The sequence below is a fragment of the Pseudomonas cichorii genome, assembly GCF_015471405.1.
GTDB lineage: Bacteria > Pseudomonadota > Gammaproteobacteria > Pseudomonadales > Pseudomonadaceae > Aquipseudomonas > Aquipseudomonas serbiensis.
The window spans coordinates 99,296-112,066 of sequence record NZ_BLVZ01000012.1; the positions used below are offsets into that span (position 1 = coordinate 99,296).

Genomic DNA, 12,771 nt, shown 5'->3' on the forward strand with positions numbered 1-12,771 from the left:
CATTCTCGAATGGCTGCACTGATTGAAGACTACGCACTGTTGGGTAATTGCCGGACTGCCGCACTGGTTGCCCGGGATGGTTCGCTGGACTGGCTGTGTTTTCCGCGTTTCGATGCACCTGCCTGTTTCGCGGCGTTGCTGGGCGACAGCGATAACGGCCGCTGGAAGATAGCTCCGGCAGAAGAGATCACGTCTGTCGAGCGCTGTTATCGCGAAGGCACTCTGATTCTGGAAACCCGGTTCACGACCCCGAACGGCTGCGCACTGCTGATCGACTTCATGCCTATGGGTGTCGACAATCAGGTGGTGCGGATTGTGGTCGGTCTTGAAGGGCGGGTGCGCTTCAGCATGGACCTTGCCATTCGCTTCGATTACGGCAGTACGGTGCCGTGGGTCGAAAAGAAGGACCCACACACTCTGACTGCCGTGGCCGGGCCGGAAATGCTCGTGTTACGCAGCCCGGTTTCCCTTCAGCCCCATGATCACCACACCGGCAGTGACTTCCATGTCGCCGCTGGCGAGCGCAAGGTCTTCACCCTGGCTTATCAGCCTTCATACGAACCGATACTCCCCGATGTCGATGCCGATCAGGCGATGATTCGCACAGAGGCTTTCTGGCGAGAGTTTTCCGATCGTTGCCCTGATGTCGGGCCCTGGACTGCTCAGGTCAAGCGTTCGCTGATTACCCTCAAGGCCATGACCTATCAGCCCACGGGCGGTATCGTCGCTGCTGTGACGACTTCTCTGCCTGAACAATTGGGGGGTGAGCGCAATTGGGATTACCGCTATTGCTGGTTGCGGGACGCAACCATGACGTTGTTGGCGTTCATGAATCTGGGTTATTTCGAGGAAGCGACAGAGTGGCGTGACTGGCTGCTGCGCTCGGTGGCCGGCAACCCAGAGCAGATACAAATCATGTATGGCCTGGGCGGTGAGCGGCGGTTGATGGAGTATGAGTTGCCCTGGCTAAGCGGTTACCAAGGGTCGCAGCCCGTGCGCATAGGCAATGGTGCTGCAACCCAGATGCAACTGGATGTCTACGGCGAAGTGGCCGATGCCATGATTCAGGCACTCAAGGGCGGCATGCCGCGACACCCGCGCAGCATTGCGATTTCCAAGGTAGTGATGCCGTTTCTGGAGACGGTCTGGCATTTGCCGGACGCCGGTATCTGGGAAATTCGTTCCGAGCCGCGGCATTTTACCCATTCCAAGGTCATGGCCTGGGTGGCCTTCGACCGTAATGCGACACAGATAGCCCAGGCTGCGCTCACCGAAGAAGATCGTGCCCTGGCGCGGCATTTTCGGGAGGTAGCGGATCAGATCCACGCCGACGTGTGCCTCAATGGCTTCAATACGCAACTGGGCTGTTTCGTGCAGACCTATGGCGCCACGGAGATGGATGCCAGCCTGCTCCAGATTGCCCTTACCGGGTTTCTGCCCGCCAACGACCCTCGGGTGGTCGCCACTGTTGAGCGGATCGAGCGTACCCTGATGCAGGATGGTCTTTTGCTGCGCTATGACAATGAGCGCAGTGTCGATGGTGTGTCGGGAACCGAAGGGACTTTCCTGGTGTGTTCGTTCTGGCTGGCCGATGTCTATGTCCTGCAGGGCCGCGAGCAGGAAGCCCGGGCCTTGTTCGACCGCTTATGCAGCCTGTGCAATGACGTGGGCCTGCTGGCTGAGCAATACGAGCCGCACGGCAGGCACATGCTGGGCAACTTCCCCCAGGCATTCAGCCATATCGGCATCATCAATACCGCGCTGAACCTGCATCGTGCGGAGTGCCCGCTCAGGGCGCGTGCATCGGCTGGTTTTGAAGGTTGTGTGTGAAAGCTTCTGGCCTTTTCGCGACTGAAGTCGCTCCTGTGGGGGCAGCAGGTAGCGAATTCATTCGCGAAAAATGAATCTGGTCGGCTGGCGATTGGTCCCGCAAACAGGCTGCTACGGTTAAAGAGCCTTGCTGACTTTCACGTCGGTGATTTGGTCATCGCTCTGGCCATGCATCTTTTCCAGCGCAGCCCGCGCTTCTTCTGCCGAAGCGGATTGCAGTTGTGCAAACTCGAAGCGGCGCTCGCCATTGAGCTTGTAGCTGACGGCATATTTGGTCGTTTTGGCAGGGTTGTTCACAGTAGCTCCTTGGGTGTCAGCTCAGGCGAGAGGTCGAGCGACGAACGATCTTGATCGAGTGGGTGAATTGCGGTTTGTGCCCCGGATTCGCGCTTGGCTTGCGGCCAGTGGTGTCGATGGTGATATTCCAGAAACCCGTGCTGGGAGCTGCGATCTTGGCCGGGAACTTGTCGAACGCGCCACCGTGGTAGGTGTGACGTCCGCCGTTCTTGAAGCTGCGAAAGTTGGCATCGTTCATCAGGCGGATATTGCACGTTTGCGAGCACTGGATGACGACCAGATCGTCCTCGTTCAAATGCTCACGCTGGTGTACGAATTTCATGGGTGTCTCCGAAAGCCGTGGCTTTATTCTGAAAAATCAAAACGATAGCATGCGGCGCGCGCTATTTGCCGTTGATTGGGTGTCAATTGCGGTCTTTCTGGTAAAAAGTGGCTCGGTTGGGATCTAATCGCGCCTTTGCTTGTCGTAGCACCTTTAATTTGGAGGGGATTGTATGAAACTGGCCGTTGTAGTCATGGCTTTGGCGATGAGCGGATGTGCGACCGTTGCTGATATCGAGCATTCGCCTGCGACCCTGAACGTGATTTCCGGCAAGACGCCCCAGCAATATGCCGATTGCTTCGTCGAAAAAATCAGCGACAGCCGCGAGCCGCCGCTCATTGAGCGTCATCGCGACGGTTTGCGCATCATCGTTGCGCAGAGCCTCAGCAGTGACCCCGCCGCAGTGATTTATGTCGAGAATCGCTCCGGAGGCAGCTCCATCAAGGTCCATGAACGTCTTTCCAACCTGCCTCTGCGTTTCAAGGATGTGCGCAACGCGGCTGAGGCCTGTATTTCAGGCTGATCGAAATCTATTTGCACACCACCAGCACGCTACGGCTCTTGTAGTTGCCCACGTCCAGGCCAAGGGTTTTCTCGCTTTCGGCCGGCCGTGGCGTGCCATCGGTTCCGACAATCTCGTAACCGGTGCCGGCGCACGATGCGTCGGCTTTTTCATAACAGCTGGCCCATGACATCGCTTCGCCTGAGCAGTCGATGCTCAAGCCTTGCTTGCCATTCTTCAGGTAGGTGTTAGAGGCGGTTGCGCAGCCAGTCAGGCCCAGTACAGCAATAATGGACAGAACTCTGATCATGTTTTTCGCTTCAAGATAAGGCCGGGGGAGAGTTTGCAATACGAGGGTTGGACTGATCGCCAGTGCCATCGTTCCGCCATGTAATGCATGATAATTCTTCTGTCATGTGTCTGTCGTCATGTCATCACCGGGCTGCAATCGGTTTGCGTTGCAATCGTCGCAAATCCCAATGGAGGGGCGACACATGCGACTGTGCATAATCGGTGCCGGATACGTGGGGCTGGTAACGGCGGCCTGCTTTTCTGAAATGGGCAATCAGGTGGTGTGTGTCGAAACCCGGTTGCAGAGAATTGCCGCCTTGCGGCGCGGTGAGTGCCCGATTTATGAGCCTGGTCTTGAGCCCATGCTCAAGGAGCATCAGGCCAGTGGATTGTTGCGATTTACCTCAAGCCTGGAGGAGGGTGTACGTCAGGCCGAGATTGTTTTCATTGCCGTAGGTACGCCCGGCAGCGAGGACGGATCGGCAGACCTGTCCCATGTGCTGAAAGTCGCGGATCAGTTGGGGCAATGCCTGAATCGGGCTTGCCTGGTGGTCAACAAGTCAACCGTGCCGGTGGGCACCGCCGAAACATTGGCGCTGCGCATCAACGGGCATCTTGCGCGCCGTGGCCTGGCTGCCCGTGTAGCGGTGGCGAGCAACCCCGAGTTTCTCAAGGAAGGCGCTGCAATCGAGGACTTCATGAGGCCGGACCGGGTCATTCTGGGGTGTGCCGAGCCTGAGTCCGCGCAATTGTTGCAGCGCCTGTATGGGCCGTTCCTGCGTAACCGCGAGCGAGCCCTGGTCATGGACGTGCGAGCGGCGGAATTCAGCAAGTACGCCGCCAATGCATTTCTGGCGACAAAGATTTCCTTCATCAACGAAATGGCCGGGTTATGCGCTCATCTGGGTGTGGACATCGAGCAGGTGCGTCGTGGTATCGGCAGTGACAAGCGCATTGGTACGCATTTTATCTACGCCGGTTGCGGTTATGGCGGGTCGTGTTTTCCCAAGGATGTGCGTGCCCTGATTCGTACGGCCGAGCAACAGGGTTTCGAGCCGCAGATCCTGCGCGCTGTACAGCAACGCAATGCAACCCAGAAGACCTTGCTGTTCCAGGCCTTGCTCCAGCATTTTGGCGGTTACATGCAAGGACGGGTGGTGGCCTTGTGGGGGTTGGCCTTCAAGCCTGGTACCGACGACATTCGTGAAGCGCCAAGCCTGGTGCTCATCGATGCCTTGCTGGCGGCCGGTGCGAAAGTCCATGCCACGGACCCGGCGGCGACTGGACCGGTGGCCGAATATTATTCCAGCGCCGTGCAAAGTGGTCAGCTACGCTTGAGCGAGTCGCTGTACAGCTGTGTCGAAGGCGCAGATGCAGTGGTTCTGCTGACCGAATGGAAGCAGTTTCGTCAGCCGGATTTCATCCGCGTACGGGGCCTGATGCGCATGCCCGTGCTTTTTGATGGGCGCAATATCTATGATTTTGCGGAACTATCTGCCCATGGATTCCTCTACCATGGCATCGGACGGCCAGTGGCGGGGCATTGTAAGGTGACCGCCGCCTGATTAGACTGCGCCGCTAACACCAACAGCCCTTACCAAGGACTTTTATGATCAAGAAATGCTTGTTCCCAGCAGCCGGTTACGGTACTCGCTTTTTGCCAGCGACCAAAGCCATGCCCAAGGAAATGCTGCCGGTGGTCAACAAGCCACTGATCCAATACGGTGTGGAAGAAGCGCTCGCCGCTGGTTTGAATGAGATCTCCATCGTCACCGGTCGCGGCAAGCGCGCGCTGGAAGACCATTTCGACATCAGCTACGAGCTGGAACACCAGATCAAGGGTACGGATAAAGAGAAATACCTGGTCGGTATCCGCAAACTGATCGACGAGTGCAGCTTCTCCTACACTCGCCAGACAGAAATGAAAGGCCTGGGTCACGCGATCCTCAGCGGTCGTCCTCTGATCGGCAAGGAAGCGTTCGCCGTGGTTCTGGCGGACGACCTGTGCGTCAACCTCGATGGTGACGGTGTACTGGCCCAGATGGTCAAGCTGCACAACCATTACGGCTGCTCGATCATCGCGATCCAGGAAGTCGATCCTCAGGAAACCAACAAGTACGGTGTTATTGCCGGTGACGAAATCAAGCCAGGCCTGTTCCGTGTCACCGACATGGTCGAGAAGCCAAAGCCTGAAGACGCTCCATCGAACATGGCAATCATCGGTCGTTACATCCTGACCCCGGACATTTTCGAGAAGATCGAACAGACCGCTCCAGGCAAAGGCGGCGAGATCCAGATCACCGACGCCCTGATGAAACAGGCTGCCGAAGGCAACGTTCTGGCTTACAAGTTCAAGGGCCAGCGTTTCGACTGCGGCGGCGCCGAAGGCTACATCGAAGCAACCAACTTCTGCTTCGAGCATTTCTACAAAACGGGCAAGGCTTACTGATCCATCGCCTGTACATGCTTCAAGACAAGGCCACCTTCGGGTGGCTTTGTCATTTCTGGACTGAGCGCTTAGCGGGTATGCTGTTTCATCGCTAAGGAGACAGTAATGGCTTACGACTTCGATCTTTTTGTAATTGGTGCCGGTTCCGGCGGTGTAAGGGCGGCGCGTTTCGCCGCTGGTTTCGGCGCGCGGGTGGCTGTGGCCGAAAGTCGCTACCTGGGCGGTACATGCGTCAACGTGGGGTGCGTACCCAAGAAGTTGCTGGTGTACGGCGCCCATTACTCCGAAGACTTCGAGCAGGCCAAAGGCTTTGGCTGGTCACTGGGCGAGGCACAATTCGACTGGGCCACGCTGATCGCCAACAAGGACCGCGAAATCAATCGCCTCAACGGTATCTATCGCAATCTGCTGGTCAACAGCGGCGTCACGCTGCTGGAAGGCCATGCGCGGATCACGGGGCCGCAGCGCGTGGAAATCAACGGCCAGAGCTACAGTGCCGAACGCATCCTGATTGCGACCGGTGGCTGGCCACAGGTGCCTGACGTGCCGGGTCGCGAGCATGCCATCACTTCCAATGAAGCCTTCTATCTCAAGGAGCTGCCCAAGCGCGTGACGGTGGTTGGCGGTGGCTACATTGCCGTGGAATTCGCTTCGATCTTCAATGGTCTGGGGGCCGACACCACACTGCTTTATCGCGGCGATTTGTTCCTGCGCGGTTTTGATGGTGGTGTGCGGACTCACTTGCATGAAGAGCTGGTCAAGCGACACATGAATGTGCGCTTCAACAGCGATATCGAGCGTATTGAAAAGCAGGCCGATGGCAGTCTCTTGCTGTCCCTCAAGGATGGCAGCACGCTGGAAACGGATTGTGTGTTCTACGCCACAGGTCGTCGCCCGATGCTCGACAACCTCGGGCTGGAAAGCGTGGACATCAAGCTGGACGAGCACGGTTATATCGAGATCGACGAGCATTATCAGAGCAGCGAGCCGTCGATCCTGGCCATCGGCGATGTGATCGGTGGCGTGCAACTGACGCCAGTTGCACTGGCTGAAGGCATGGCTGTCGCTCGCCGCCTGTTCAAGCCAGAGCAGTATCGTCCGGTGGATTACAACCATATCCCGACGGCCGTCTTCAGCCTGCCAAACATCGGCACGGTCGGCCTGACCGAAGAAGACGCCATCAAGGCCGGGCATCAGGTGCAGATTTTCGAGAGTCGCTTCCGCCCCATGAAACTGACCCTGACCGGCGATCAGGAGAAGACCTTCATGAAACTGGTGGTCGACGCTCAGACCGATCGCGTGCTGGGGTGCCACATGGTCGGCCCGGATGCCGGCGAGATCGTCCAGAGCCTGGCAATCGCCCTGAAGGCCGGGGCGACCAAACAGATCTTCGACGACACCATCGGTGTACACCCGACCGCTGCGGAAGAGTTTGTGACGATGAGGACGCCGGTGGCGCGGGCGCTGTAGCTCCTCTTGCAGCTTGAGGCTTGTAGCTAGCGCCCAGCTACAAGCCGCAAGCTTTAAGCTGCAAGCGATGTTGCAGTGCTTCTAATATTTGCTTTTTTCATAATTAGCTTATAAGAAAATGTGCTTTTTAATGATTTTGTTATGCGCTTAGTCTTGTGGGACAGGCTTTAAAGTCATTCAGGAGCAATACCATGAGCAACGTCAGCGCTTTACCAGTCCAGCAAGGGATTCCAGGCCCGGAAAAATCAGGTAGCGTCCGGGATCGGGTTTCGCCTGAGGAGTGGGAAGTGCGGGTCAAGCTGGCGGCGGCTTATCGTCTGGCGGCACTCAAGCGCTGGACCGATCACATCTACACCCATTTCTCCGCACGAGTTCCTGGCCCGGACGAGCATTTCCTGATCAACGCCTTTGGCCTGTTGTTCGATGAAATTACCGCATCGAACCTGGTCAAGGTCGATCTCGACGGCACCATCGTCGATGACCCGACGGGGCTTGGCATCAACTATGCCGGTTACGTGATTCATAGTGCGATCCATGGCGCACGTCCCGATCTTCAGGCGGTACTGCATACCCATACCCGCGACGGCATTGCGGTTTCTGCCCAGAAGGACGGCTTGCTGCTTATTTCCCAGCATTCTCTGGGGTTCTCGGGGCGAGTGGCCTATCACGGTTATGAAGGGGTGGCACTGAATCTGGACGAGCGTGAGCGGCTGGTGGCGGATCTGGGCGACAAGAGCGTGATGATCCTGCGCAACCATGGTTTGCTGACTGCCGGGGTGAGTGTCGAGCATGCGTTCCAGCAACTGCAGTCGCTGGAGTACGCCTGCAATATCCAGATCGCCGCTCAGGCCGCTGGCAATGCGGAGCTGGTTTTCCCGCCTGCCGAAGTGATCGCTACCGTGGAAAATCAGGTCAAGGCCTTCAAGGATGGTGACGAGCCCTATGTGTCCAGGCACTGGAATGCACTGATCCGTCAACTTGAACGCACCGATACCGAATACAAGACCTGATGTCGGGTGAGGTCGGGTTTTTTCACGGTGTCTGTAAATCACGGGACATTGTCCTTGCTGGATGATGCTCGTTTTCAATTGTTGGTGTAGTGTGCGCACCCAAAACACGGGGCGCATGCATGCAAAACCTGCTGAACGAAATTCTTGATGAAGTCAGGCCCTTGCTCGGTCAGGGCAAGGTTGCCAATTACATTCCTGCGTTGGGTGAAGTTCGCCCCGATCAACTGGGTATCGCGGTCTATAGCAACAGCGGCGAGGTGTTCTACGCCGGTGATGCGGCCACGCCGTTTTCGATCCAGAGTATTTCCAAGGTCTTCAGCCTGGTCCAGGCTATCGGGCATTCCGGCGAGGATATCTGGAAGCGTCTGGGGCATGAGCCTTCCGGCCAGCCATTCAACTCGCTGGTCCAGCTGGAGTTCGAGCGGGGCAGGCCGCGCAACCCTTTCATCAACGCAGGAGCGTTGGTGATCTGTGATATCAATCAGGCACGCTTTGCCGCCCCCTCGCTGTCGATGCGGGACTTCGTGCGGCGCCTGTGTGGCAACCCCTCCATCATTTCCGATGCCAAGGTCGCAGAGTCCGAATACCAGCATCGTTCGCGCAATGCTGCGGCTGCGTACCTCATGAAATCCTTCGATAACTTTCATGGCGATGTCGAAGACGTGCTGCGCAGCTATTTCCATCATTGTGCGCTGAGCATGAACTGCATCGACCTGGCGCGTGCCTTTGGTTTCCTGGCCAATCAGGGTTTCTGTACCCATAGCGGCGCACAGATCCTGACGGCTCGCCAGGCCACGCAATTGAATTCGATCATGGCTACCAGCGGTCTTTACGATGAAGCCGGCAATTTTGCCTATCGGGTGGGCTTGCCGGGCAAGAGCGGCGTGGGCGGCGGTATCGTTGCCGTTGTGCCTGGGCGCTTTTCTGTCTGTGTCTGGGCCCCGGAATTGAACGCGGCAGGCAATTCGCTGGTCGGTATGGCAGCGTTGGAGAAACTGAGTGCGAGGATTGAGTGGTCTGTGTTCTAGGCCTGTATTGAGGTGAGAGGTAAGCAAGTGAATGGAGTGAAGTCTGGAACGCTCATGATGAGCCTTACGCTGGCGATTGCCGGATGCAGTACCCAACGGGCTCAACAGCCAGAGTTGAGCCCTGATCAGGCGCGGGCACAGATCGTGCGTCTGATGCCGGCCAAGACCCCGGATCGTCAGGCGTGGGCGAACGATATCTATGCCGCCTTCGTGGCACAGAGGATCGATCTGAGCACCGAGAACCTGTGTTCCGTGCTGGCAGTGACCGAGCAGGAGTCCACTTATCAGGTTGATCCGACGGTGCCGGGAATGGCGAAGATCGCCCGTGCCGAGATCGATCGGCGCGCCTCACGGCTGCATATTCCGGCAGCGCTGGTCAATGCGGCCCTGCGTATCCGTTCGCCCAGCGGCAAATCCTATGGCGCGCGACTGGATGCGGCCCGCACCGAAAAAGAGCTGAGCGCCATTTTCGATGACTTCATCGGCATGGTGCCGCTGGGGCAAACCCTGTTCGGTAATTTCAATCCGGTGCGCACCGGCGGGCCCATGCAGGTCAGCATTGCCTTTGCTGAAAAGCAGGCAGCCAATTATCCGTATCCGGTCGATGGTTCCATCCGCCGTGAGGTCTTTACCCGGCGTGGCGGCATGTACTTCGGCATTGCTCATCTGCTCGGCTATCCGGCGAACTACACGCAATCGATCTATCGTTTTGCGGACTTCAATGCGGGCTGGTACGCGAGCCGCAATGCCGCTTTCCAGAATGCAGTCAGCCGGGCCACGGGTATCGAGCTGGCGCTGGATGGCGACCTGATCCGCTACGATTCGACTTCGCCGGGTTCCACGGAGCTGGCTGTCCGTACCCTGGGAGCTCGTCTGGACATGAGCAATTCGGCCATCTGGAACCAGCTCAAGCAGGGCGACACTTTTGAGTTCGAGGAAACCCGGCTTTACACCCGGGTCTTTGAACTGGCGCAGAAGACTCAGGGCAAGCCGCTGCCTCGGGCCGTCTTGCCCGGCATTGTCCTGAAAAGTCCGAAGATCACACGCAAACTGACGACGGCCTGGTTTGCGGAGCGCGTCGATGAGCGACGCGAGCGCTGCATGCAGCGCTCTTCGGCAGGCGTTTGAAGGCTTCAGGGAAAGGCTTGCAGTTTCTCCAGCGTCATGGTGTCCGGTTCTCCATCGAAGAAGGTGTCCAGCACTTCCTTGAACAGCGGGTGCTCCGGCGCTGCGGCTGCGAACAGGGTCATGCTTGAATGCAGCTTGAGGTCATCCGGGGAACCGAAAATCTGTCGCGCCGAACGCTGCACCTGAGGCGCGATAGCCTTTGCGCATTCTTCCAGGCGAGGCCCCAGCAAAGGGTGTTGCAGGTAAGCCTGGGCTTCATCGAGGTTGCTGATGGCATAGCGCTGCGCCATGGCGCTATGTCCCAGGCCCTTGATCTGCGGGAATACAAACCACATCCAGTGACTGCGTTTTCTACCGGCCTCCAGTTCGGCCAGCGCCTGCCGGAAAACCGGTTCCTGAGCCTCGACGAAACGTTGCAGGTCGTAAGCATCGTGCATGATGTGCCTCTTTTTCACGGTGGGCCGGGGCAGTTTTGTGGTATCAGGCCTGCTCTCAATTCATCCCTGTTCCAAGAGTTCTTTTACGCATGTCCTTTGCTCGTCGTTTGACTTCCTTCCTGCAGCAGGCAATCCGCGCCATGCAGCTAGTCTGGACCACTTCCCGGGCCTTGTCCCTCGGTCTGGTGCTGGCGACCCTGATTGCCGGTCTGCTGCCTGCACTGGCCGCCTGGCTGGGCCAGCGCATCGTCGACTCGGTGCTTGCCGCCATCCAGTTGAATACGGCAACCGGTGACGCGCCGCTTTGGCCGGTCCTGCGCTATGTACTGCTCGAAGCGGGCGTGCTGGCGCTATTGGCCGCCGCTCAGCGGGCGCTGTCGGTTCAGCAGGCCTTGCTGCGCGTGCAGCTTGGGCAGAAGGTCAACACCCTGATTCTGGAAAAGGCCCAGACCCTCTCGTTGCTGCAGTTCGAGGATTCAGAGTTCTACGACAAGCTGGTGCGGGTCCGGCGCGAGGCTTCGGTCAGGCCGCTGGCATTGGTGACCAAATCCCTGGGCTTGATGCAGAACCTGATTTCCCTGATGGGCTTTGCCGTATTGCTGGTGCATTTTTCGCCCTGGGCTCTGCTGATTCTGGTGCTGGGTGCGTTACCGGTCTTCTTTGCCGAGGCGCACTTTTCGGGCAATGCCTTCCGCCTGTTTGCCCGTCGCGCCCCGGAAACACGCAAGCAGAATTACATCGAAGCGCTGCTCTCCAATGAGGTGCATATCAAGGAGGTCAAGCTGTTCGGTTTTGCGCCGCTATTGCTCAAGCGCTATCGGGACACTTTCGAGCGCCTGTATGCAGAGGATCGTCAACTGACCGTTCGCCGCGATGGTTGGGGGTTTCTGCTGGGGTTGCTGGGCACCGCTGCCTTTTACCTGACGTATGCCTGGGTGATTGTCGATGCCGTGCATGGGCGAATCAGCCTTGGGCAAATGACCATGTATCTCGTGCTGTTCAAGCAGGGCCAGACTGCCGTGAGCAGCAGCCTGATGGCGATCAGTGGTTTGTATGAGGACGGTCTGTATCTGGCGGATCTCTACGAATACCTTGGGCAGCCGGTTCAGGCGCCTTCCGGCAGCCTGATCGAAGGTGTTGCACCCGGCGATGGTCTGCGTTTCGAGGCGGTGAGTTTCACGTATCCAGGTTCCAGCCAGCCTGCGCTGGAAAATATCGACCTGCATCTGGCACCCGGTCGCAGTGTTGCTCTGGTGGGCGCCAATGGTTCGGGCAAGACCACGTTGATCAAGCTGCTGACCCGTCTTTATCGGCCGGATCGCGGGCGCATTCTGCTCGATGGCAGTGATTTGCAGCAGTGGGATGAAGACGCCTTGCGTACCCGCATCGGGGTGATCTTTCAGGACTTCATTCGCTACCAGTTTCTGGTGGGCGAAAACCTTGGTGTGGGGGATATCACGGCCTTCGATGACGAGAGTCGCTGGCGCGAAGCGGCCACTCAAGGCATGGCCGCTTCTTTCATTGCGCAACTCGATAAGGGCTATGCCACTCAGTTGGGGCGCTGGTTCAAGGGTGGGCAGGAACTGTCCGGCGGGCAATGGCAGAAGATCGCCTTGTCCCGCGCCTACATGCGGCGTGATGCCGACATTCTGATTCTCGATGAGCCGACCGCTGCGCTGGATGCTGCGGCGGAGGCGGCAGTATTCGACCGCTTTCGCGAGTACGCCAAGGGGCGCATGACGCTGTTGATCTCCCATCGTTTTTCCAGTGTGCGCAATGCTGAGCATATCGTTGTGCTGGAGCAGGGGCGGGTGCTGGAGCGTGGCGATCACGACAGCCTGATGGCTGCGGGTGGCCACTATGCAACGCTGTTCGACTTGCAGGCGCAAGGTTATCGCTAAGCGTTCCGGCATGCAGGTGTTGGCTGGCAGACACCAACAAAACACTTGCAGCCCCTGGCCTGAGGGCGTTTTATAGGGTCTCTTTGCCAGGCGCCGGAGTGCGCTC

13 protein-coding genes are annotated in these 12,771 nt (G+C 58.0%); 9 read left to right on the forward strand and 4 right to left on the reverse strand.

Translation table 11 applies throughout. The features are described 5' to 3' along the window. The first annotated feature begins 9 nt into the window (after positions 1-9). Positions 10-1,830, forward strand: a complete 1,821-nt coding sequence (locus JL015_RS19455) for a glycoside hydrolase family 15 protein (protein WP_201019585.1) — start codon at positions 10-12, stop codon at positions 1,828-1,830. A 117-nt stretch (positions 1,831-1,947) separates the two neighbouring features. On the opposite strand, the gene JL015_RS19460 is transcribed toward JL015_RS19455, so the two are convergent. Then, positions 1,948-2,127: a hypothetical protein gene (locus tag JL015_RS19460; RefSeq protein WP_201002124.1), complete on the reverse strand. Its 180-nt coding sequence runs from the start codon at positions 2,125-2,127 to the stop codon at positions 1,948-1,950. Between the two features lie 16 nt (positions 2,128-2,143). Next, the gene (locus JL015_RS19465) at positions 2,144-2,449 is read right to left on the reverse strand and encodes a DUF1883 domain-containing protein (protein ID WP_201002126.1); all 306 of its coding nucleotides are present in this window, start codon (positions 2,447-2,449) and stop codon (positions 2,144-2,146) included. A 172-nt stretch (positions 2,450-2,621) separates the two neighbouring features. On the opposite strand from JL015_RS19465, the gene JL015_RS19470 reads away from it, so the two are divergent. Continuing rightward, positions 2,622-2,972 (forward strand): hypothetical protein, encoded by a 351-nt coding sequence (locus JL015_RS19470; RefSeq protein ID WP_201002128.1) that lies wholly within the window; start codon positions 2,622-2,624, stop codon positions 2,970-2,972. 7 nt (positions 2,973-2,979) lie between these two features. Here the strand turns inward: JL015_RS19470 and JL015_RS19475 are convergent, their stop codons facing one another. Then, entirely contained in the window at positions 2,980-3,261 is a 282-nt protein-coding gene (locus JL015_RS19475; RefSeq protein WP_025259914.1) for a hypothetical protein, read from the reverse strand. 184 nt (positions 3,262-3,445) lie between these two features. On the opposite strand from JL015_RS19475, the gene JL015_RS19480 reads away from it, so the two are divergent. The 6 genes from JL015_RS19480 to JL015_RS19505 all read left to right on the forward strand — a co-directional run bounded on the left by JL015_RS19480 (position 3,446) and on the right by JL015_RS19505 (position 10,327). Further along, positions 3,446-4,807, forward strand: coding sequence for a UDP-glucose dehydrogenase family protein (locus JL015_RS19480; RefSeq protein WP_201019586.1), 1,362 nt, complete (start codon positions 3,446-3,448; stop codon positions 4,805-4,807). A 44-nt stretch (positions 4,808-4,851) separates the two neighbouring features. After that, the gene (gene galU, locus JL015_RS19485; RefSeq protein ID WP_025259916.1) at positions 4,852-5,691 is read left to right on the forward strand and encodes a UTP--glucose-1-phosphate uridylyltransferase GalU; all 840 of its coding nucleotides are present in this window, start codon (positions 4,852-4,854) and stop codon (positions 5,689-5,691) included. Positions 5,692-5,796: 105 nt separating this feature from the next. Further along, entirely contained in the window at positions 5,797-7,161 is a 1,365-nt protein-coding gene (gene gorA, locus JL015_RS19490) for a glutathione-disulfide reductase (protein WP_201019587.1), read from the forward strand. A gap of 191 nt (positions 7,162-7,352) precedes the next feature. Then, positions 7,353-8,171 (forward strand): class II aldolase/adducin family protein, encoded by an 819-nt coding sequence (locus JL015_RS19495; RefSeq protein ID WP_201019588.1) that lies wholly within the window; start codon positions 7,353-7,355, stop codon positions 8,169-8,171. A gap of 119 nt (positions 8,172-8,290) precedes the next feature. Continuing rightward, positions 8,291-9,199 (forward strand): glutaminase B, encoded by a 909-nt coding sequence (glsB, locus tag JL015_RS19500; protein ID WP_201019589.1) that lies wholly within the window; start codon positions 8,291-8,293, stop codon positions 9,197-9,199. 54 nt (positions 9,200-9,253) lie between these two features. Beyond that, positions 9,254-10,327, forward strand: coding sequence for a DUF1615 domain-containing protein (locus tag JL015_RS19505; RefSeq protein WP_201019590.1), 1,074 nt, complete (start codon positions 9,254-9,256; stop codon positions 10,325-10,327). Between the two features lie 5 nt (positions 10,328-10,332). Here JL015_RS19505 and JL015_RS19510 read toward each other — a convergent pair whose 3' ends face one another. Further along, positions 10,333-10,764, reverse strand: coding sequence for a DUF1810 domain-containing protein (locus JL015_RS19510; RefSeq protein WP_201019591.1), 432 nt, complete (start codon positions 10,762-10,764; stop codon positions 10,333-10,335). Between the two features lie 89 nt (positions 10,765-10,853). Here JL015_RS19510 and JL015_RS19515 point away from each other — a divergent pair, with 89 nt between their 5' ends. Then, a complete protein-coding gene (locus JL015_RS19515; RefSeq protein WP_201019592.1) occupies positions 10,854-12,665 on the forward strand; it encodes an ABC transporter ATP-binding protein in 1,812 nt (603 codons plus the stop codon). Positions 12,666-12,771 lie beyond the last annotated feature (106 nt).

Bases quoted from the DNA above. Each gene is read 5' to 3' on its own strand.
- JL015_RS19495 (WP_201019588.1), top strand. From the start codon at position 7,353: ATGAGCAACGTCAGCGCTTTACCAGTCCAGCAAGGGATTCCAGGCCCG.
- JL015_RS19470 (WP_201002128.1), top strand. From the start codon at position 2,622: ATGAAACTGGCCGTTGTAGTCATGGCTTTGGCGATGAGCGGATGTGCG.
- JL015_RS19475 (WP_025259914.1), bottom strand. From the start codon at position 3,261: ATGATCAGAGTTCTGTCCATTATTGCTGTACTGGGCCTGACTGGCTGC.
- JL015_RS19480 (WP_201019586.1), top strand. From the start codon at position 3,446: ATGCGACTGTGCATAATCGGTGCCGGATACGTGGGGCTGGTAACGGCG.
- galU (WP_025259916.1), top strand. From the start codon at position 4,852: ATGATCAAGAAATGCTTGTTCCCAGCAGCCGGTTACGGTACTCGCTTT.
- glsB (WP_201019589.1), top strand. From the start codon at position 8,291: ATGCAAAACCTGCTGAACGAAATTCTTGATGAAGTCAGGCCCTTGCTC.
- JL015_RS19505 (WP_201019590.1), top strand. From the start codon at position 9,254: ATGATGAGCCTTACGCTGGCGATTGCCGGATGCAGTACCCAACGGGCT.
- gorA (WP_201019587.1), top strand. From the start codon at position 5,797: ATGGCTTACGACTTCGATCTTTTTGTAATTGGTGCCGGTTCCGGCGGT.
- JL015_RS19455 (WP_201019585.1), top strand. From the start codon at position 10: ATGGCTGCACTGATTGAAGACTACGCACTGTTGGGTAATTGCCGGACT.
- JL015_RS19515 (WP_201019592.1), top strand. From the start codon at position 10,854: ATGTCCTTTGCTCGTCGTTTGACTTCCTTCCTGCAGCAGGCAATCCGC.
- JL015_RS19510 (WP_201019591.1), bottom strand. From the start codon at position 10,764: ATGCACGATGCTTACGACCTGCAACGTTTCGTCGAGGCTCAGGAACCG.
- JL015_RS19465 (WP_201002126.1), bottom strand. From the start codon at position 2,449: ATGAAATTCGTACACCAGCGTGAGCATTTGAACGAGGACGATCTGGTC.